Consider the following 21101-nt stretch of genomic DNA (forward strand, 5'->3'; position numbering starts at 1 on the left):
TATTTTGAGCCAGACATGAATTAGGTAAAACCTGTATATGTAGGGTGTACCATAAGCACCTTACGGCTTATTCCGTGTCTTAGATAACTAAATCCCTCTTCCTTCTTCCTTCAACGTCCCAATTCCCAAACGAAAATTCATCGTACCATCTATGGAAGGCGTTTAGCGGGCGATCGACCGAAGCATCGACCCCAGACAGCAAAAAATAATTCGAGAGTATAAATGCTTAGAAGCCAGACGCAGACAGTCGATCGCGGGGCGATTATCCCTGTCTTTTAGCGTCGGACTCTCAAACATCCTGTGGTAATGTTACGATCCCGACAGAGAAAGAATGTGGTAGATAAGGAAGCAGTGCTACATGGTAGAGATAGACAAGTCAATATCCTTCGATGGACGGGATATTAGACTGAAGATTGGTTTACTAGCGCCTCAAGCAGGCGGTGCAGTTTTGATTCAGTCGGGTGACACGGCGGTTTTGGTGACAGCGACTCGATCGCAGGGGAGAGAAGGAATTGATTTCCTGCCCTTGTTGGTGGATTACGAAGAGAGACTCTACGCTGGCGGTAAAATTCCCGGTGGATTTTTGCGAAGGGAAGGGCGTCCCCCAGAAAAAGTGACTTTGACTGGCCGTTTGATCGATCGACCGCTGCGCCCGCTATTTCCAAGCTGGCTGCGAGATGACATCCAAGTTGTAGCCACAACGGTTTCGATGGACGAACAAGTGCCACCGGACGTTTTGGCGGTGACGGGGGCTTCGGTGGCGATACTCCTAGCGAAAATGCCGTTTTACGGGCCGATGGCGGCAGTGCGAGTCGGTTTGGTAGGAGACGATTTCATCATCAACCCCACCTACAGCGAAATCAAAGAAGGCGAGTTGGATCTCGTGGTAGCTGGTTCTCCTGACGGAGTAATCATGGTAGAAGCCGGCGCCAACCAGTTGCCGGAACAGGATATCATCGAGGCGATCGACTTCGGCTATGAAGCAGCCTGTGACTTGATTCAAGCCCAGCGCGAAATTATGGCCGAATTGGGGATCGATTTGGTGGTAGAGGAACGGCCATCGCAAGATTCGGCCCTGGAAACCTTCATTCGCGATCGCGCCCAAGAACCCATCCGCATCATTTTGTCAAGATTTGAAAAAGACAAAACAATACGGAATGCAGCATTGGACGAAGTTAAGGCAAATGCAGTCGAAGCTGCGATCGCCGAACTCCCGGAAGAGGACCCGGTAAAAGTAGCGGCCACCGCCAACAGCAAGGCGATCGGCAACGTTTTCAAAGACGTTACCAAAAAAATGATGCGGAAGCAGATCCTCGAAGATGGCATCCGCGTAGACGGTCGCAAGCTAGACGAGGTGCGACCCGTTTCTTGTCGCGTAGGCGTGCTGCCGTCGCGAGTACACGGCTGTGCGCTGTTTAATCGCGGGTTAACCCAAGTGTTGTCCGCAGCTACCCTGGGAACCCCAGGCGACGCCCAAGACTTAGGAGACGACTTGCACCCGCAGCAAGACAAACGCTACTTGCATCACTACAATTTCCCGCCGTTTTCGGTAGGAGAAACCAAGCCGATGCGATCGCCCGGACGCCGAGAAATCGGTCACGGAGCCCTCGCAGAACGCGCTTTGCTGCCCGTTTTGCCATCCAAAGAAGATTTCCCCTACGTGATTCGCGTAGTTTCAGAAATCCTTTCTTCCGACGGTTCGACATCAATGGGTTCAGTTTGCGCCTCAACGCTAGCATTAATGGATGCAGGCGTTCCCCTTTCCCAACCCGTCAGCGGCGCGGCAATGGGCTTAATTAAAGAAGGCGATGAAGTCCGAATTTTGACTGACATTCAGGCAATTGAAGACTTTTTAGGCGACATGGACTTCAAAGTAGCCGGTACCGACACCGGCATTACCGCTTTGCAGATGGACATGAAAATCAAAGGTTTGCCCTTAGATGTGATAGCCACCGCCATCCGCCAAGCCAAACCGGCCAGACTGCACATTTTAGAAAGAATGCTGTCAACGATCGACACTCCCCGCAAGGAAATGTCGCCGTTTGCACCGCGTTTGCTAACCCTGAAAATCGATCCGGAATTTATCGGTTTGGTAATTGGACCCGGTGGCAAAACGATCAAAGCCATCACCGAAGAAACCGGTGTCAAAATAGACATCGAAGACGACGGAACCGTGACAATTGCTGGCAACGACAGCGAAAAAGCTCAGCGGGCTTACAACATTGTCCAAGGCATGACGCGCAAGTTGAATGCAGGAGATGTGTATGTCGGCCGCGTAACTCGAATTATTCCGATCGGCGCTTTTGTGGAAATTTTGCCAGGAAAAGAAGGAATGATTCACATTTCCCAGCTAGCCGACTACCGCGTCGGAAAAGTGGAAGACGAGTTAGCTGTCAACGATGAAGTGATTGTCAAAGTGCGAGAAATTGACAACAAAGGTCGGATTAATTTGACCCGCTTGAATATTCATCCCGACGAAGCGGTAGCCGCCCGCGAAGCGTTGAATAAATAGTTTACGGTTGGTAATTGGTAATTACTTATAGAGTAATTGCTAATTGCTAATTGCTAACTGGTGATTAGTAATTGCTAATTGCTAATTGAGATTAAATCTGATTGTTTCAGATTGATTTGGGAGTAGGTGCGCGACAGCGACAGATCGACAAAAGTGCGATCGGCTGTAGAAGTTAATAAAGTCGCGCACTTTCCCCTCGGCGGTTGCTATAAGTAAACCTTGGAATTATTGATCTCTCCCCCCTCTTCCTCTGCGCCCTCTGCGCCCTCTGCGGTTAAATCACTCATAAATATTAAAAAAAACAAACTATCCAGAAACCAGACTTATTGAAAAAGCCTGGTTTCTCAAAGAAGCTCAAATCAAATAACCGCAATACAGTCAATTTCAACTAACACATCTTTCGGCAAACGCGAAACCTCCACACAAGCGCGCGCCGGTGCAGTTTCCGCATCAAAATATTTCGCATAAACCGCATTCACAGCGGCAAAATCATTCATATCTTTGAGGAAAACCGTAGTTTTTACCACATCCAACCAAGTAGCGCCCGCTTCTGTGAGAATGGCTTCGAGATTTGCCATAACTTGTTCGGTTTGTTTTGCCACGTCGTCGGTGTAGACAATATCGTTTAGTCTAATGTCGATCGCAATTTGGCCAGCTACAAACAGCATAGTGCCCGTAGCGGCAATGGCTTGATTGTAAGGGCCCACGGGTGCCGGTGCTTTGTCAGTACGAATAATTTTGCGCGTCATAGATGTCACTTTTTGGGATAATTTTTCCGAAGTTTCTGGCTGGTAGATTTCTCCGTCAGAGGTTTCAGGCTGGTAGATTTCTCCATCGGGCATTATAGCACCAGTGAAGTCAGCATTTTTAATATTCCAGCCATAGGTTATTGCTCCTGTCAAGTCAGATCTTCTCAAATTTGCTTCATTTAGATTTGCCCTGCTCAAATTTGCCCATCTCAAATTTACTTTTTCTAGGTTAGTGCCTTGAAGACAGGCTTTGTTTAGCTTTGCACTTTGAAGGCACGCTTCTTTAATATCTACGTCAGCCAAATTTAGGCCTGACAAATTAACTTTATACAGATTGGCTTTCTGGAGTTTAGAGCCTTGAAACTTTGCATTTTGGAGTGTTGCCTCTGTCAGATTTGCCAGAGTCAAGTCTGCTTCAACCAAGTATGCTTCATCCATGTTAGCCTTGCTCAGATTGGCTCTATTTAGGCTTGCCCGATGTAAAGAAGCTACACTCATATCTGTGCTACTCAAATTTGCCCCACTCAAGTTTGCATTGTCTAGTCTGGTATAAATCAATTTAGCGCTAGTTAGGTTTGCTCCTGTTAAATTAGCCTTCTCTAGGTTGGCATTACTCAATATCGCATTACTAAAATTCGATCGACTCAAATCAGAACCTCTTAAATCAGCCCAGTTGAGATTCGCTGAGCCAGCAATTGCGCCACTTAAATTAGCACCTCTCAGCGATGCTTTAGTGAGGTTTGTACTTTGAAGGTATGCACCTGTGAGAATTGCTTCACTCAAATCTGCACCTGAAAGATTTGCATTGTCTAAGTTTATGCCACTCAAATCAGCACCTTTAAGGCTTTCTTCACTTAACTGTGCACTCTTAAATGCACGTTCGCCTTTAGCGTATCTTTCTAAAAGTTCTTCAGCTTTCATAAATAACCGATCGCCCTTCCGCTACACCCCACATTCCCAGCCTACCACCAAAACCGAAAGCGCGATCTAAATCCGCATCAATCCATTTTCATCTGCGGTCAATCAACTCCCTTTTTCAACCGCAGATAAACACAGATAAACGCCGATAAATTATATCAAATTCGTCCTTCCTCGGAATCATCGCTTTCTCTGTTCTCTTTCTCTGCGTTCTCTGTGTCCTCTGCGGTTTAATCAATCCAATTTCATCTGCGGTTAACAAATTCGCATTTTTCAACCGCAGATAAAAGCAGATTTACACATTACACACCAACCGGAGCACCAACAACCTCACCTTTCAACATCCGAGAAGCAGCATCGAGCAATTGCTCCTCCAAATAAGGCTTAGTGAAATAGCCTTTCGCGCCCAAACTGTAAGCCATTTGGCGGTGTCTGTCAGCACCGCGAGAAGTTAGCATCGCGATCGGCAATTCACACAAAACCGCATCCTTCTGCATCCGAGAAAGTAGTTCCAAACCGTCCATTCTCGGCATCTCAATATCGCAGAAAACGATATCGCAAGGCAGACCCGATTTCATCTTTTCCCAAGCTTCCTTACCGTCGCGAGCTTCTTCCACACGATAGCCAGACTTCTCGAAAGTAATCGACAATAGCGATCGCACCGTAATCGAGTCATCCACAATCAGCACAGTCGGCTCAGTCTTCTCGATTTCCGCCTCCTTAGTAGCCTTCTCGCTCTCATCCCAAAGCGTACCGCCAGTGTCCTTACGCAGCCTTCCGGTAGCCAAATCGATCAGTTCCAGAACGTCCGCAATTGCCACGATCCGACCGTCTCCGAGCACCGTAGCACCCGCAATCCCGATCGGCTTCGGCACCGGCCCCTCCAACGGCTTGATCACAATTTCCTGTTCCGTCGAAACCTGATCCACCTGCACCGCTAAGAAATTGCCAGCAGACCGCAGCACGATCACCGAAATCATGTCATCGTCAGTATTAAACCCGTAAACACTGCCCCGGCCCAAATGGCGGTTGTAAGCCAGCAAATCGCGCAGCGGCCGGAACGGCAAGCTTTGACCCCGCCACTCAATGCAAGGCAAACCGTCCGCCCCCGTCGTCACCTGATCGCGAGGCACATCGATCATATCCTCGACCCCATCCATCGGGAAAGCAATGCGAGCTCGATCGCTAATGCAAGTCAGAGCCTTAGAAATGCTCAACACCAGAGGTAAACGGATGGTAAACACAGTCCCCTTGCCGATGGTTGAATCGATCGACACAGTACCCCGAATCTCCTGCAAGGAAGTCTGCACCACATTCATACCGACCCCCCGGCCGGCATACTCCGTCGCCTGTTCCTGAGTGCTGAAACCGGGCATAAACAGCAAATCGTAAACTTCCGAGCGAGACATCCTCTGAGCCTGAGCCGCCGTCAGCATACCCTGCTTAATCGCCTTCGCCTTCACCCTTTGCGGGTCAATTCCCGCCCCGTCGTCCGAAACCGAAACCACCGTTTGGTTGCCTTGGTGGAAAGCGCGAATGGTAATCCTGCCGACAGCAGGCTTCCCAGCCGCCAGACGCACCTCCGGCGGTTCGATCCCGTGAGTAATCGCATTGTTCACCAAATGAGTCATCGGGTCATATAGCTGATCCACAATCATCTTGTCGATCAAAATTTCCTTACCCTCAACCTGCAACTGAGCCTGCTTCCCGCACTTAATCGCAATTTCCCGCACCGCCCGGAACAGCCTGTCCGTCGTCTCCGCAAACGGCTTCATCCGGGCGCGAGTCAAACCTTCTTGCAGTTGAGTCGTGACTTGCCGCAGTTGGCGAGTCACCTGATCCGCCTCATCCACCAAAAACTCAATGTCCGCCGCCGACTCCCGCACCCGCACGATCAGCTCGATAATCTCCTGAGCCAAACTGTGGAAAGGAGTAAACCTGTCCATTTCCTCCGGTCTCCAGGCACTGTCCCGGGTGTGGGCCGAATCCTCAGAGCGCCAGGCCGATCGGTGTCCCTGACGGTTTGCCAGCAAAGCAATCTCCAAAAGACTCCGCTCGTAGAAATCCTGAGTCCGCTGGCTCACATCGCTCAGCAGCGTTACTTGGTGCAGCAAATTGTCCAAAAACTGCCGCATCCGTTCTTGGTCTTGCTCCAAACTGTTGCGGTTTACCACCAGTTCCCCCATCAAATTGCTGAGGTTATCCAGTTGCTTGATCGGCACCCGCATTGTCTGGTCGCCGAACCCGCCCGCGCGGGCATTCCGCCTGGGTCTGTTGATCGCCGACGGCCCCATATTGCCTTCCCCTTGGCGGCCGCTGTCCTTGGGATCTTCGAGCAGTTTTTCCAAATCGCCAAATTCGTCGTCGCTCTCATCGGCAGCAGCGCGCGGAGCTTTACTGGCAGTTGTCGCCGGTGCAGGAATTTCCGGCATAGTTGCGCTCTCGCTGAGGAGTTCTTCGAGATCCGAAAAAACTTCTGTATTTACCGGACTCTGATTTGTACTCCCAGAAGCTGCTATGACAGCTCCAGCACCCCCTGCAATTAACAGTGCTTCTAAATCGTCAAAATTACCTTCGGCATCCTCATCGCCCGATTCGCCCTCGGCAAAAAAGTCTGCCAGCGACCCCTCTTCCAAGTCTGAGGAATCGGCCTGGGCCGGCTCGTCCTCAGCGTCCCAAAAGCCCGTCGTCAGTTCCGAAGTCACCAGAACCTCAGCATCGATCGAATCCAACAAATCGTCAAAACCCTCCAACTCTTCGTTGTTGAGAGTAGCCCCGGTTTCCATGGCCGAGAGCAAGTCAGCATCGCTCTCAAACATACCATCGAGAGATTCTGCAGGCAGCGGCTCTAAATCCGCACTTAAAAAATCCGTTTCCAGGGCATCAAACAAATCATCTTCGCCCTCCGACTCCCCGGCGCCATCTGTTTCGGCTCGATCGAATAAATCCGCACCCACCTCGTCGAACAAACCTTCGGGAGGCTGGGCAGACAATTCTTCCTCATCATGAGCCGCGCCCTCATCTGGCGCCGCTACAGCATCTGGCTGCTGCACCATGCCTTCGGCAAACATATCCTCCAAAAAGTCGAAAACTGCGCCCTCATCAGACTCGACACTTGAAATTTCCGACTCAGGACGATCGTCGGACAAAGCCCCAAGTTCAACCTCTGCCGAATTTATCAAGCCTCGGTCGGAAACAGCCGCACCATTGTTCTCGAACAAACTCCCCAAGTCGCCCTCATCAACTCCCACATCCGCACTCAGCAATTCTGAATCCCCATCATTGGGCCAACCCCCGCGGGCTTGCCCCGAAGCTTCTCCGTCATACTCAGTACCGGTAGGTACAGAACCGAACAGCTCAGCCAAATCCGCCGCTTCTCGGGAAGTAGCCGCTCCTTGCCGATCCCGCACAGTCTGTTCGTCCTCAGAAATCGAACCCGAGGTCATATCCCCAAACAGCGCATCTAAATCCGTATCGTCCAGCTCCAGGTTGAGCGATTGCACAGACTCGTCTTCCAGGCCGAAAGCATCTTCTAGCCAGTTTTCATCCGCAGAGATATCTAAATCAGAATTTGATGTCATGTTAAGAACGTTGCCCATTTCCTCATTTTGTGGGATGCCCGCAGCTCGATCTCGATCGCCCCCGTTCTCCCCACCTTCGTCTTCTGAAGAAAGGAAATTAGAAGTAATCCCCAACAGCTCGCTCAAATCCGAGTCCTCGCCAACCTCAGAGAACAAGTCGAAATCATCCATTTCAGGGAGAGCAGACGCTTCGGCATCCGCTGAATCATTATTGCCCCCCCCTGCTGCAGGCTCCTTCGATCCTGCGTCGAAACCCTCCGATTTCAGGGAATACTCAGAAGAGACTGTTGGCACACCCGTTGCCTCAGATAAGCCTAAATCGCCGAACAAGTTATCGAAATCAGCATTTTCCGTACCACCAGCAGAAGTTTGGGCAGCCACTTCGTCCAAAAGCGTACCGAGAGCATCTTCGTCCGCTTGTCCCCTGCCTGGGGCCACCGTGTCCTCTCGCCGCTCCAAACCCCCCTTACCGTTACCCGTTTTAAGTTGTTTGCGAGTTAACCGCTGGCTCGAACCCCCATTTTTCTGACCTGCAGCTACTGCCGAGCCCTCTGCCTCTTCTCCAAACAGCAAATCCTCCCCAAACAAACTCGTCAGGTCATCAATCGGAGGCTTCGTGTTCGTTTCGGAAGTTTCCGCATCGTATTCGTCAAACAACAAATCAGTAAAATCGCCGGAATTGTCATCATCGTCTGACCCCAGCATTCCCGCCGCCGATATCCCAGAAGACTGTGCGTAGTCGAGGTCTTCTTCTTCTTCCCAAGCGCCGTCGAGTTCCGGGGACTCGCCGTCAAACAAGTCAGCTAAAGTGTTGAGTTCTGCCGCGCCCACTTCCGGGCCGGTGCGGGTTGAGCCTCTAAAAGCACCCGTCTCCATATCCGAGTCTGCGAAGGCGGAATCCTCGTCGAACTGGACGGATCGAATGCCACTGTCTTCATTGCTGTCGCCACTGTCGAGTTGGTCGAACAGCTCGTCTATACTCAGCCCAGAAATAGTCGGCAGCAACTTGTTCAATCCATCCGCGGCTTCGCCCGATCCCACCAGATCCCATGCCTCATCCTCAACTGAAACCACATTTGTCCCGGATTTACTCGGTTGAGCGAAGGCCAGCAAATCTTCAAAATCCGTTTCTGGAACCAAAACAGCCGGCTGCAGCGCCAGAAGTTTTGCGCTTGGCGCGATCGAGGATTCTAGACCCGAAATTACCAGTTCTTGCGCTTGTTTGATGTCTTTGATTACCGTTGGGGCTAAGGTACGGTAGCTATTTTCTGGGTTGGCGATCGCCTTTGATACAGTTTTGATCAATTCTATCCAGCAGGGCAGTTCAAATTCTTCCCCTGCCCTGAGCAAATTCCGACAAATATTCTTGAGTTGTCGCCTGCTTTCTGGCCCCTCGGGCTGTTTGAACTCTTGCAGGAGTTCCCGCATCCTCGCCGGCACGTCTGAGTCAAATACTAGCTGCAGCGCGCTGTCTTCTGTTGCTCTGGCATCAGGTGCGTAAACTGACCGCGAATCCGGAATACTCCTTGATGAGGCAAACGCCCCGACTCCCATCCCCGCCATAACTGGTTCGGGTACTGACATCGCGTAGCTCTCGTCTGCATGGTGTTCTCCGTGTCCAACGAGTCCCCCCAAGTGCCCGTTAAGCTCTTCAAATACTGGTTCTAATTCTCGAACCATCTGTTCTCCCAATTCTTCTGTCAGTCCAAATGGCCCTGACAGTTGCTCTAACAGCCCTTGCAATGTGTCAAAAATTCGCAGAAACAGGGACTCTAGCTGTTGGTCTACTTTAACGCTGCACTCTTTTAATACTTTAAAACTATCTTCTAGTCGGTGAGCTGTTTGCTGAATGCTGGTCAGCCCCAGCATTGCTGCTCCTCCTTTGACAGAGTGAGCGGCCCTAAATACTTCGTTGACCAGTTCTGGGTCTTCGATCGTGGTTTGCAGATTCAGCAAGCCTTGTTCGATCGTATTGAGGTGGTCTTTTGCCTCCTCAATAAAGTAGCCCATTATCCTCTGTTGTTGCTCCGGTAGCATAGTTTTATTCCTGATTTTAAGCGTTATTGTATTGGGTCTATGTTAGTAGTTCTAGAGAAGCTCTTTGTAGATATCGTCCCTTGCCAAGAGAATAATCTGACTGCGAGATATCGCAAATGTCCTGGCTATTTTTGCTTTCGATATGCCCTCACTTAAAAGATAGCGAATCTCCCGCACTTGTTCGGGTTTTAGTTTGCGGTTAGGACATATCTTGCCTGGAACGAAAGGAAAGCGGTTTTTCTCTATAGCATCGCGGGAGTTATCGGCGGGGGTTCCTTCCCACAAATGGTCGGGATTGATACAACCGCGATCGTCGCAACTGTGACACGCAAAATAACCGGGTTTAACAGACCGTCCCAGTTTGTGTTCCAGTACAAGTCTGTGGGGATAGAAACTTTGATTTTTTCCGTTAATTCTGATAGTTTTAACAGAGTAACCATCACTTCGCTTAGCCAATGTGCAAATCATGCAGCCATTCGGCTGTATTTCAGCGCGAATGCCGGGAATTATTTCTCGACCTCGCACTTTTTTTTGAGGTTGAGGAGCCGATGTACTTCCTACATCTTTAATCAGTCCTTTTTTAAACCTGTCTTGAGAATTTTCCAGTCGAGAACCTTCCCATAAATGGTTAGGATTAATGCAGTTGCGAACATCGCAAGTGTGGCAAGCAAAGTATTCCGATCTAATCGAACGACCTAAGATATTTTCTAATACTAAACGGTGAACATTCAGCGTTTTCCATTCACCGTTAATTTTAAGTCTTTTGTTGGCATAGCCCCTGCTGTTTTTTGATAGGGTACAGATAATACAGCCCGTCAGCTGTATTTCACCAAAGATGCCAGGAATTACTTCTACTATGTTGTCCATCTGTGCAACTCCTACTTCCTTTAGGTGTTGGATTAGCAGCCCCGCAGCGGTTTCAAGACTGCGAGGCTGCTTTTTGTCTATCATTGTTGCCACACTAACGTGCTTGTAAATCAGCCCGCAAAAAAAGCATTAGACAATTGATTATTGTCTTTCTGCTGTTTCTACTCGGAATCTTTCTACCGATGTCAAAAGGTCGCGAGCAACGCCCACCAAATTTTGCAAAGCACCCGAAACTCGCTGCGCTTCTTGGGACGTTTCCTGAGCAGTTAATTCCACGGCCTGCATCACACTTGCGACCGCGCGAGCTGTTTCGTTTTGCTCTACAGTGTCGGCAGTAATCGATCGCACTAACACGTCAATTCGATTAGTTACTTGAATGATATCTTCAAGCGATCGCTTCGCCTGTTCTGCCAATTTTGTCCCCTCAATAACCTGCTGCGTCCCTTCTTCCATCGCCGTCATTACCGCGCCGGTTTCGCTTTGAATTTGCATCACGATCTGTTCGATTTCTTTCAAAGACTTAGCCGATCGGTCTGCCAATTGTCGCACCTCGTCTGCCACGATCGCAAAACCCCTGCCCGCTTCCCCAGCTCTCGCCGCCTCAATACTGGCGTTGAGGGCCAACAAGTTCGTCCGGGAGGCGATCGTAGCAATTAAAGCCACAATCTTAGAAATTTCTTGAGAAGCTTCCGCCAACCGCTTGACTTTTCTAGTGGTTTCTGCTACAGTTTCTCGGATTTCTAAAATCCCGGCCACCGTCCGCTCCACAGCCTCGCCCCCTTTCAGAGCGGTTGCCGCCGCGCCCCGGGCCACTTCTTCCGCCTCTCTAGCGCTCTCTGCGACCCGCTGAATCGCATCGGTGAGGACTTGCACCGAATTGAGCGTTGCCGCCAGTTCCTCAGCTTGCCGCAGCGCGTCGGAAGACAAATCGCCCGCAAACTTAGCACTATCTGTAGCGCCTTTGCTGACCTCCCGAGCCGCCTGCTTTACCTGATGGACGATTTCGCGCAGATTTTGAATTGTCAAGTTAAACGAGTCAGCCACAGCACCCAAAACGTCTGCTGTCACTTCCGCAGTCACCGTCAAGTCGCCCCGGGCCGCTCCTTCCACGTCGTCTAGCAAGCGAATCACTTGGCGCTGCAAGTCTTCTTTTGCCTGTTCCTGCTCGTCAGACTTGCGCCTGGTATCGCTAATCGTGGTTTGGATGACCTTCGCCATGTGGTTGAATTTAGCAGCCATTTTGCCAAATTCATCTTCCGAGTAAACCGTAGCGCGAGCATCCAAAGTTCCTTGAGATACGGCATCGAACTGAGCTTGCAAATTATCCGAGGACTTGCGTACCTGCTTGGCGATCAACTGGCCGATGCCCCAAGAAGTTAAAAAGCTGGTAAAGCCTGCGGCTGCGGTCATTACCCAGCCTGTTTGGCGCAGGTAAACGATCGCCTCCGGTTTGTCTTGCCGCAGAGCTTGATAGGAGGCAATGTTCGTGACGAAAGCCACAGCTACCAGAGAAACCAGTCCCGCCCCGATTGCCGTGTACAACTGTTTTGTAAACAAAGGGGCATTTTCCAAGAAAGCTAGTCCCCCCTGTTCTACCGTTACCGAAGTATCGAGCGCTTCTGTTTCGGTGGGAGAAAAAGTCGGCACAGACGCATCAGCCGGGCCGCTTATGCTAAATATTTCGTCATCCCGAATTGCTGAGCCATCGCTGTTGTCAAAGTCCAGGCTGCTGCCGGTCGTCCCCATCATTCCGCTGGTCGAGTTGCCGAAATTGGTGTTACCTCTAGTCAGGATCGAACTCGTGGCATCTTCTGAGATATCAAAGTCCGGCAAATTGCCCAAATCGTCAAACTCGTCAAATTCGTCTAAAAAGTCGCTGTGTTCTTGACCGTTCCCTGCTTTTGACGACCAGCCACTGTTGTTCTTGTCGGACGCGCCGAAAGCTGTCGCTTGTTCGTTTTCGTCGAAAGAGAAAGAATCGCTAAAAGCGTCGTCTTCAAAAGCATCTAACTCGAAGTTGTCTCTAGAGCTAAATGCCGGGGGTTCCGAGTCGCTGTAACCGTTGCTGTTGGCGGATGCTGGATCGACTGAATTAAACTGTCCCCGGCTCGACCTTTGACTTTGAGAGTTGGGGACAGCACCTCCCATCAACAGCGTTTCGTCTTCCGCCAGCGAATAGTTTGACGAGTAGTCCGACCCGTTATTCGGCTGTTTGTTTTGAGGTCGAGAAGACCCAAAACCCGACGAGGGCATCGCCTCGGCAAACGGGTCTTCCTCTTCTGCCAGAGGTGCGTTATGACCGTAATTTTGGCCGCTCTGGGGCGGGGATTGGTAGTCGTAGTCGGAGTTATCGTCGAATTCGTCCGGCAAATCGAGCCCAGCAAAAGGTTCGCCAAAATTGTCCGAGGGATCGATGGGGGAGTCTAGTTGGTTTGAGTCGAAGGAATTCCCGGTTTCTGAAGAGGCAAAACTTTGACCGTTGAGCATCTGAGTCGGAGCTTCGGAAAATGAATCTCCTGAGTAAGGTGGGCTTTTCCCAGACGCTTTGCTGCTAGACACCTCAGCAGCATCAAACCCTCCATCATCTAAGGCAAAAGGGTCTCCAAAGCCCGAGTCGGCAAACTCGTCTATGTCGTCTAGCGAGTCGGAGGTCTCAGCATAAGCTGCCATTCCGCCGCTGTCGCCACCAAACGGGTTAGAATGTGAGGCTAAATCTGGGACTGAGCCTGCGCGATCGTCATCTTCTGCTTCCCACTCCAAGCCACTCATGCCCAAGTCGGCCAAGTCCTCGTTTTCCATGTCGTCTGGGGATTGACTTGTATAGGAAAGGGATTGTGAATTTCCTTGGAAAAGTCCCAAATCCGGGTCTTCTAACCCTTCATCAAGAGATAAGTCTGGGTAGAATTCTAATTCAGTTTCAGCAGACAAAGCCTCGAAATTTTCCGTTTGCAGTTCTCCAGATAAAAATTGGTCTGTGTAGGTAATTCCGTTGTGAGCGTGTTCCACCAAACTCGGGTCGTCACTCAGGCCTAGCACAACCGTGTACTGTTCCCGCGCCACCTCATACTGTTGCAGTCCGTAGCAGTAAATGTGTCCGCACAGCAGGCGAGCGCTGGGGTCTTCGGGAAAATCTTCTACTAATTGATAAACTAGGGCTGCGGCTTCGGAATAATTGCCATCCATGTAGGCCGCTTCTGCCCGTTGGTAGTCCTGCTGAAAGTTGGTACTTGTTGCCATTTGCCGCCCTCTTTGGATTTTAGATTTGAGATTTTAGATTTTAGATTTTTATCTTGAATTGAATGTTTAGATGCGCGCCTCAAGTTGTGTGACTGTTGATGGTTAGACCCCAATCGAAAATCGCAAATCGCAAATCTAAAATCGATTTCACGCTGCCCACCGCGCCGAGCGCAGAATTTTCACTTGATCTAGCAGTCGGAGCACTTTCTGAGCTTGTGCACCTAACATCCATTCTCCCCTCAGAAATGGAATCATGCCGTCTGGTGCATTGTTCTGAGAGTGCAGTTGCTCTACGTCGAGCCAGTCCATCCCCACAATTCGATCGACTGCCAGCCCCAAAATCGTGTCTTGGTCTTCCACAGCCACGATCGGGATTTCGGGTCTATCTGTGTTCAGAGGTGTTTGATCTCCCAGAAATTGGCCGAGGTCTGCCACCCAAATTACTCGTCCTCTCATATTTAGCGTACCTAAAAGCAAAGAGGAAACGTTGGGGATCGGTGTCATGCGGTCTGGGGAAGGGGATAGTACCTCTCTAATCCCTGTCGCTGGCAGTGCGAACTCGTTCCCCGAAGGAACGTAGAACCGCAGGTGCAGCTCGCCTTCGGGAGTTTCTAGTTCTTGGAATTCCGGAGCCGGATCTACGCCTAGTCCTGGTAATATAAAGTCTGGGCTACCGCTAATCATAATTCTGACACCTGCATTTCTAGCAAATTGTTGAGGTTTCCCGCCAAGAATAACCCGATCGAACTTCGATGGTCGAAACTTGACACAGCCAAGCTTGACACAGCCAAGGGGTGAATGGCGCGACTGCCTGAGATCCTTGGCAATAAAATTTCTCCGTCAATAATTGACTGACATCACTAAATTCGCGCGACCTTTGCTGGCACATTAGCTCAAATCGACTACGAACAATTAATTTGAAACCCCTAAAGCTTCACTTTGTACTCCCACCGCCGTCTCAATTGGTAAAACTCTGGGTAATTTCTGCGATAAATGCTAAACCGATACTCGGATTAGCGAGGAGTTGTTGACATGGCTGGTGTCGCGACAATCATAAACGGAGTCACTTAAGACTGACAATTGCACTCTCTGACTTTGTACAGAAATACCTAGCAATAAGTAGCTCTGTGCATCAGTTTTTCGGAGCGGCTGCAAGTGGAGAACAAGTATATTATATTTGCACTTTGAGCGTGTTAGACCCACTTGGGCCTAGAAATTGAACAGAGTTTTACCGACGCCCTTATGCCAGCGCGCGGATTAATACATTCTAGTTTATGGTGCGATCGCCAATAGTACCCCCAGCTTTCTCTTTGTGGGGGCCGAGACTCTATCTAACCGCAGGTACAAAAAAGCTCCCGTCTGGGCATGGGTGCGAAATTTATTTTTCTTCTAATTGGTCTTCTAGCGAGCGGTCTAATAATTTTTCCGAGAGATTGAGCCGAGGGTAGCCCGGACCCACATATTTTTCTACCAGCATCAATAATTCGCTTTCACCAAAAGGTTTGGTGTAAAAGTCTGTAGCTCCAGCCATGCGGGCTTTAACGCGATCGATAAATCCGTCGATACCCGTCAGCATCACGATCGGCGTCTGCCGGAAAGCGCTAGAACTACGCAGCATAGCGCAAATTTCGTACCCGTCGAGTTCCGGCATGGCGATGTCACACAGAATTAAATCTGGTTTGAGTTGAAACACCAAACTCAATGCTTGGAGGGGATTGCCGATCGTAGTAGCTTCGTAACCGTGTTCATTTAAAATTGACTCAACTGTTTTGCGAATAGTATTGTCGTCGTCAATACAGACAACTCTCGGAACTTTGGTTTCTGGGGACGACCATTCTTTTTTATTGTTGGCCGGGGCAACAGAGGGTTCGTAAAATACTTGCACTAATCCCTGCTGCACAAAGGGGTAAATCGCCTTAGCGACAGTGAGTACGTCTCGGTTGAGGTAGCGCGCCATTTGGCGGATCGAAGTGTGCCCGTCGGCCCAGCGTCTGAGAGTATTAAAGGTATTGACAGGAAGCGCGACTCGCAGCTCGGAGGGGTCTGAAATCACCGGGCATTGGTTGGGCGACTGAATGTGAGGGTGAAACTGCTTCCACTGCTGCACCTGTTTGACAATCTTGGCCAGCAGCGAGCTAATTTCTAAGCTGGTCAGTTGAGGAGCCAAAGCTGGGCCCATTTCAAAAGTGAAGGAACCCTGGTGGAGACTCAGCAAGTCAAATAGGGTTTCGTGGATCATGCTCTGGATGATGTTGCGGCCTTGAGCTGGGGTGAGGATGTGGTTTTCTAGCAGGGCCCATAGGTAGCCGTATTCTGGGGCATTGGTAGATGCCATATAGGGAACTTGGATTTTGTCGAGGGCGGTATCTGCTTTGTAGCGGCGCAGGTAGTCGCGCAAGCGAAACAAACTGCCCGCACTCTGGGTAGCGTAAATAATCTGACCGTTGAAGCAGAAGACATACCAGGATTGTCCTGCAAGGGAGCGCGAGGTAGGTTGAGTACCCGTGCTGCTGCCGGTGGAGGTGTAGGCCTCTACGAACAGTTCTCCGGTTCGCTGACCTAACTCAATCAATTGCAGGATGCTGCGGATGTCTATTTCACTCAAATTTCCCTGCATGCAGCTAAAGTGTCCTCCTTAAAACCGTTGGCGTCTGAGCTCGGAAAGACTGTGTGCTGGCGAAAAGATTGACTTTAGTTTCCGTCAATAATTTACGCGCTGATGCCAATCTCACAATTGGGAATTGACGAAAGGGCGATACTTGCTGCTGCTCCTCGGCCGCGCTACCAGTCCACAAGCTGAAACCGCGAAACTCGCGGCATTCTCTAAGTGTAGAGTTTCACCTTAGTATTCCCACTATTGCCTAAACTCGTAGAATCCATATCGCACGATGGCACGGGTTCTTCGAGTGTGCAACGCTGGCATTCCCGACTGGTTCAAGTCTTCGATAGCCAAAGTTTTGAAGTTTTTGGCTGAGTATGCCGTCAGTTTATCCAACACATCTTGGCGTAGGGCAACTTCAAAATACCGAGGATTCTCTGGTTTTACCGCTGCTCCAGCAGCAAGTGCCAATCAAGCCCCAATGGGAACTTGAGGCTAGTCTGTTGGGTTGGATGAGTTGCGATCGAGGTTTTTTTGGGTTTGCCACAGCCCTAAAATTAGGTGCTGTCAAAATGAACCTTTGTTGGCAATTGTCAGGAAAACCCTCAGTGCCGATCGACCTTTTTGCTCGCCCGCGGCGAGCGTCGTAGGCTCGCGTCATTACCTTATTCTAAGGCAGCGCGGTTCAAATCCCTAGTCCGCCGGAGCAAGGCCCCAGCTTGGGGGCTGCAACGGCTTCGATCGCGATCGACCCATAACGAAAGAGTTGTAAAATCAATACAAAGTTTTGGATCGAAACGCCAGAGGCAAGCCCTAGGCTAACGACATGGGGAGTTAGACCTGGGGATCGGTCGGTAGGGACTTTTAAGTCTCGTGACTTTTAAGTCTCGTGAAACGATTGTGTTGCTAAAACCAGAGTGGTATAATTGGCAGAGAGCGATTCGCCAGAGTAAGAATAACTTTCAACCCATTGAAATATCCTAGACGGCGAGCAACCCCGGCAACGCACTAATCCGATTAATTCGGATTAGTTAAAGGGCAAATAATTGCAGCATAGGTCACGTTCAACCTTAAAAATATGAAGGACTCAGCAAGTCTGCGCTCCGGGAGAAGTAAAGTTCTTTGAGTGAGTAGAGCGATATTTGAACGTCCCATTGTCGTCTAGAAGGTGGGCAAGAATCCCCCGGCTTTAGACGTGGGGAGGTTCAAGGACTGACCTTTTTCAGGTTTGGGCTATGGCAGTCTCCGCAGTGAGAGCTAGTATTGAATCAAGCGGGATTGTTACTTCTCTCTCATTCCTCCAGACAACTGGCGGCGGCCGTACTTTCTGGAAGTTCTCCCGTGAGAACGTGCTATGCGTGAGTGCTGAAGAAAAGTTAGAAAAAAATGCTATCCCCCGATTGGGCAAACGATACCAAAAAGTAAGACTTAAGTGGCAAAAAGTTATCCTTACTTGCCTATACTTGTTTACTTTAGGTAAGTTGACTAAAGATCGCACGCAGTGCTATGTTTAGTCAAGAACCTTTGGCTTAAGGGGGATAGCCTACTTATCTTGGGATTAGCCGTCTACCCAACAGCGTAGGAAGTAAACACCACTTATCTTTTAGGCCTTTAAGTAACTTAAAGTAAGTTGGGATAGGTTTTACGAAGCAGAGGACTATTAGTGTGCTGTATCTAGCGGAAGTACAAAAACAGAGAAGCGGCTTTGGTCTCGGTGGCGGTAAGGCTGAACTGAAACTGCTAGCTTGTCAGCGGGGCGAACATAACTGGAGCGCCGTACCAGGCGATGACGCGATCCCAGTTGAGGAAGCTAATAAGTTTAACGACGGCACGCTGGTGCTGGTTGAGTTGAGCGCTAGCAAGCAAGTGCAGCGGATTCAGGAGGCGGCCCGCCAGTTGGTGAGCATTCTGCAAAATTTCTCGCGATTGCAGGACAAGTTTAAAGATAAGGAAGAGGAAATTGAACAGTGGAAGGCTTCTCTGACGTTTTCGAGTCAGGAACTCAATCGCCGGGAAATGGAAATGCAAGCCCGCGAAGAGCAGTTGGCTCAAATGGAAGAGGAGTTGGAGCGACTGGAAGCTCAGCGCTCAGAAATTGAAAATACTCGAGATGAAGCTAACCGACTGCGAGAAGAAGTCGATCGCAGTCGTGTGGAAATTGAGACCGCTTGGGAACAGTTGCGGGGCGAGCAGCAACGGGTGGCCCAGCAGCAATCTGAGGTTCCGCAGGGGGCAGTAGTTGACGAGCAGCAGACCCAGAGGATTCAGGAGTTGATGCAGAAGCTGGGAGGGGCAATTGCTTCTGCCCAAGGGGTGCGGGAACAACTCAATCAGTCTTTTAGTGCCGTGGGCGCTCAACAGGCAATTCTGGATCAGCACTGGCAGCAGTTGGAGCAAAAACAAAGCATAGCTCAACAGCAACAAGAAGAGGTCGATCGACAAAATCAGAGCCTCCAAAACCGCTGGCAAGAGTGGTACCAATCTCAAGATGCTTTGGCCGGGGCTCGGGCGGAGCTTAAAGGGCAGCAAAGTACCCTCAGCGCGAAGCAGGACCAGGCTCAGTCAATGTCTTTGCAGGTGCGGGCTGTTGAGGATCTTTACCAGCAAGTTTCCAGGCTCGCATCTGCTTCGGGTGCTGGCGGTACGGAGCAAAAAGTAGATGTGTCAGCTTTGGAGAAGATGCCTGTTGATGAGTTACAGGGACTGGTGCAACACCTGCAACACGATTTGGAAAAGGTGTTCCGGTTTGTTAACGATCAAGAGGAGGAGTTGACTCTGCAGCGGGAGACAATCGAGGAGCTGCAAGGGAAAATTCAAGCGGCTTCCGAGTACGATCGCATGGCTTTGGAAAATGAAATGGCAGATGAACTCGAAAGTTATCAGATGTTAAACGAAACTCTGGTGGGACAGCGCCTCCGGTTGCAGGAACGGGAAGATGTTTTAAAGCAGCATCAGGCGGTCCTGTGGCGGCGGCTGGGTACTGGTAATGCTCCCAAACAAGAGCAAGGAGATATTGATTTGGGACCGATTGTCGCACAGCTCAATACTCAGCGGCAGCAGCAAAGCCAAGAATTGCAAAGACTGGAAAACGAAATTCAGCAGGTGCGGGAAGCTATATCCCAAATTGAGGCCAATGTCAACCGCCAAAATGGGGAAAGTGAGGCTAAACGCTACGAACTCAAGCAGTTAGAGCAGAATTTGTTCAACCAGAAAGGTGCAGTGGCGCAACTCTGGGGCAGAGTGAATGTTTATCAAGAAATGTTGCAGCCGGTGCAGGACAATTTGAATGCGCTACGCCAAAAGCTCGAAGCGGCGACGGGGGAACTCGATCGCGTGCAGCAGACAGGAGAGGAGCAAGATCGGGTAGTTTCCGATTTGCGACAAGTCCTTTCGGGTTTGATCACAGCTTAAAATTTAATATCTAAAATTATCGAAGGGTGTTCGACTCGACCGATCGCTCCTCCAGGAAATGGATCGGTTTGCGATCGGTTGGGCGCTACGATTAAGCTGGTTAGTTTTTCTACGCTTTCAAAACTAGGCGCCGAGGGCAATATTTGTTGCAGTAGTTGCCGCATTGCCCGTCGCTGCAAAGCCAGGGGTGCTTCCCGCAAAATCGGGCGATTTAACTTGACGGGAAGTTGAAAATCCACCAGCAGGCTGTCTGCAATGGGAGACATTGCTCGCTGTAGCAAGTCGCTGGCTGCAAGTTCGAGATATTCTACGTCGGCGCGCAGGAGTTCGGCTGTTTGAGCTAGGGCTTGTTGGGCTTTTGGGTTGAAATGAGTTTCCAAATAAGGCAATAATTCCGATCGAATCCGGTTGCGACTATATTGCAAGTCTTGATTTGTATAATCTTCCCAAATGGGTAGTTTTTGCTCTTGACAAAATTGACCTGTTTGCGATCGAGTTATTTCCAGCAAGGGACGAACTAAATAGATTTTATATTTTCGATTTTGGATTTTCGATTGGGAATTTTCATCCTGATTTTCCAATTTAAAATCGGCAGATATTTGGGAGTTGGGATTTTCGCCGGAATTCCCCAATCTAAAATCTAAAATCGGCAATCCAAAATCGGCGAGGGGTCGCGTCCAGGTGAGGGCAGAAAGTCCGTCGGCGCCACTGCCGCGAATCAGGTTGTAGAGGAGTGTTTCGGCGCGATCGCTGGCTGTGTGGCCTGTAACAATGTAGGGGTAGTGGTGGGCGATCGCAATTTCGGTTAAAGCTTGATATCGCCACTGTCTGGCCGCTGCTTCTGTTTTGGGGATGTCCGAGGCTGTTTCCAAATAGTAGGATATTCCCCAGCTTTTAGCTAATTGTTCTACATGATTTGCCGAGGCTTCCGAGTCAGAACGCCAACGATGATCGCAGTGAACAATTGCTAGGTTCCACCCCCATTTTTGCTGCAAATCTAGCAGTAATTTAATTAAACACAGAGAATCTTGTCCGCCGGATACTGCTACTAGCAAGCGCTGATTCGATGGCAATATTTGTCGGTACAGCAGCGTCCTGTGAACTTGAGCGTGCAGGTGCGTCCAATTGGAAGATTCAGCCATGAGACCAGTTTTTCATTAAGCAAAAAGCAGGAAGTTAGAAAACGAGCA

The 21101-nt window shown here is 49.9% G+C and carries 12 protein-coding genes; 4 read left to right on the plus strand and 8 right to left on the minus strand.

What is annotated here, in order from left to right:
* Positions 1-358 precede the first annotated feature (358 nt).
* Complete coding sequence (locus tag QUA33_RS08910) at positions 359-2512, plus strand: polyribonucleotide nucleotidyltransferase (RefSeq protein WP_333148168.1); 2154 nt, start codon at positions 359-361, stop codon at positions 2510-2512.
* A 359-nt stretch (positions 2513-2871) separates the two neighbouring features.
* On the opposite strand, the gene QUA33_RS08915 is transcribed toward QUA33_RS08910, so the two are convergent.
* From QUA33_RS08915 to QUA33_RS08945, 7 genes are all read right to left on the minus strand, one after another.
* The gene (locus tag QUA33_RS08915; protein WP_333148170.1) at positions 2872-4182 is read right to left on the minus strand and encodes a Rid family detoxifying hydrolase; all 1311 of its coding nucleotides are present in this window, start codon (positions 4180-4182) and stop codon (positions 2872-2874) included.
* Positions 4183-4481: 299 nt separating this feature from the next.
* A complete protein-coding gene (locus QUA33_RS08920) occupies positions 4482-9797 on the minus strand; it encodes a response regulator (RefSeq protein ID WP_333148172.1) in 5316 nt (1771 codons plus the stop codon).
* A gap of 51 nt (positions 9798-9848) precedes the next feature.
* Positions 9849-10748, minus strand: a complete 900-nt coding sequence (locus QUA33_RS08925; protein WP_333148231.1) for an HNH endonuclease — start codon at positions 10746-10748, stop codon at positions 9849-9851.
* A gap of 57 nt (positions 10749-10805) precedes the next feature.
* Positions 10806-13901, minus strand: coding sequence for a methyl-accepting chemotaxis protein (locus QUA33_RS08930; RefSeq protein WP_333148173.1), 3096 nt, complete (start codon positions 13899-13901; stop codon positions 10806-10808).
* A gap of 147 nt (positions 13902-14048) precedes the next feature.
* Entirely contained in the window at positions 14049-14582 is a 534-nt protein-coding gene (locus QUA33_RS08935) for a chemotaxis protein CheW (RefSeq protein ID WP_190661936.1), read from the minus strand.
* A 22-nt stretch (positions 14583-14604) separates the two neighbouring features.
* Entirely contained in the window at positions 14605-14790 is a 186-nt protein-coding gene (locus QUA33_RS08940) for a hypothetical protein (RefSeq protein WP_333148175.1), read from the minus strand.
* A gap of 489 nt (positions 14791-15279) precedes the next feature.
* Positions 15280-16518, minus strand: coding sequence for a response regulator (locus QUA33_RS08945; RefSeq protein WP_333066407.1), 1239 nt, complete (start codon positions 16516-16518; stop codon positions 15280-15282).
* A 359-nt stretch (positions 16519-16877) separates the two neighbouring features.
* Here QUA33_RS08945 and QUA33_RS08950 point away from each other — a divergent pair, with 359 nt between their 5' ends.
* The 3 genes from QUA33_RS08950 to hmpF all read left to right on the plus strand — a co-directional run bounded on the left by QUA33_RS08950 (position 16878) and on the right by hmpF (position 19911).
* Positions 16878-17150 (plus strand): hypothetical protein, encoded by a 273-nt coding sequence (locus QUA33_RS08950; protein ID WP_333097412.1) that lies wholly within the window; start codon positions 16878-16880, stop codon positions 17148-17150.
* Between the two features lie 585 nt (positions 17151-17735).
* Positions 17736-18014: a hypothetical protein gene (locus tag QUA33_RS08955; RefSeq protein WP_333148177.1), complete on the plus strand. Its 279-nt coding sequence runs from the start codon at positions 17736-17738 to the stop codon at positions 18012-18014.
* Between the two features lie 151 nt (positions 18015-18165).
* Positions 18166-19911, plus strand: a complete 1746-nt coding sequence (gene hmpF, locus QUA33_RS08960; protein WP_333148179.1) for a pilus motility taxis protein HmpF — start codon at positions 18166-18168, stop codon at positions 19909-19911.
* Here hmpF and tilS read toward each other — a convergent pair.
* Complete coding sequence (gene tilS / locus QUA33_RS08965; protein ID WP_333148181.1) at positions 19908-21053, minus strand: tRNA lysidine(34) synthetase TilS; 1146 nt, start codon at positions 21051-21053, stop codon at positions 19908-19910. The two genes, hmpF and tilS, sit on opposite strands and share 4 nt — an antisense overlap.
* Positions 21054-21101: the final 48 nt, after the last annotated feature.

The organism is Microcoleus sp. Pol14D4, assembly GCF_036701245.1.
GTDB lineage: Bacteria > Cyanobacteriota > Cyanobacteriia > Cyanobacteriales > Microcoleaceae > Microcoleus.

What these genes read in the sequence shown, in the direction of transcription:
- tilS (WP_333148181.1), bottom strand. Translation starts at nt 21,053, where the DNA reads ATGGCTGAATCTTCCAATTGGACGCACCTGCACGCTCAAGTTCACAGG.
- QUA33_RS08920 (WP_333148172.1), bottom strand. Translation starts at nt 9,797, where the DNA reads ATGCTACCGGAGCAACAACAGAGGATAATGGGCTACTTTATTGAGGAG.
- QUA33_RS08940 (WP_333148175.1), bottom strand. Translation starts at nt 14,790, where the DNA reads ATGTGCCAGCAAAGGTCGCGCGAATTTAGTGATGTCAGTCAATTATTG.
- QUA33_RS08930 (WP_333148173.1), bottom strand. Translation starts at nt 13,901, where the DNA reads ATGGCAACAAGTACCAACTTTCAGCAGGACTACCAACGGGCAGAAGCG.
- QUA33_RS08950 (WP_333097412.1), top strand. Translation starts at nt 16,878, where the DNA reads ATGCCGTCAGTTTATCCAACACATCTTGGCGTAGGGCAACTTCAAAAT.
- QUA33_RS08945 (WP_333066407.1), bottom strand. Translation starts at nt 16,518, where the DNA reads ATGCAGGGAAATTTGAGTGAAATAGACATCCGCAGCATCCTGCAATTG.
- QUA33_RS08910 (WP_333148168.1), top strand. Translation starts at nt 359, where the DNA reads ATGGTAGAGATAGACAAGTCAATATCCTTCGATGGACGGGATATTAGA.
- QUA33_RS08925 (WP_333148231.1), bottom strand. Translation starts at nt 10,748, where the DNA reads ATGATAGACAAAAAGCAGCCTCGCAGTCTTGAAACCGCTGCGGGGCTG.
- QUA33_RS08915 (WP_333148170.1), bottom strand. Translation starts at nt 4,182, where the DNA reads ATGAAAGCTGAAGAACTTTTAGAAAGATACGCTAAAGGCGAACGTGCA.
- QUA33_RS08955 (WP_333148177.1), top strand. Translation starts at nt 17,736, where the DNA reads ATGGCAGTCTCCGCAGTGAGAGCTAGTATTGAATCAAGCGGGATTGTT.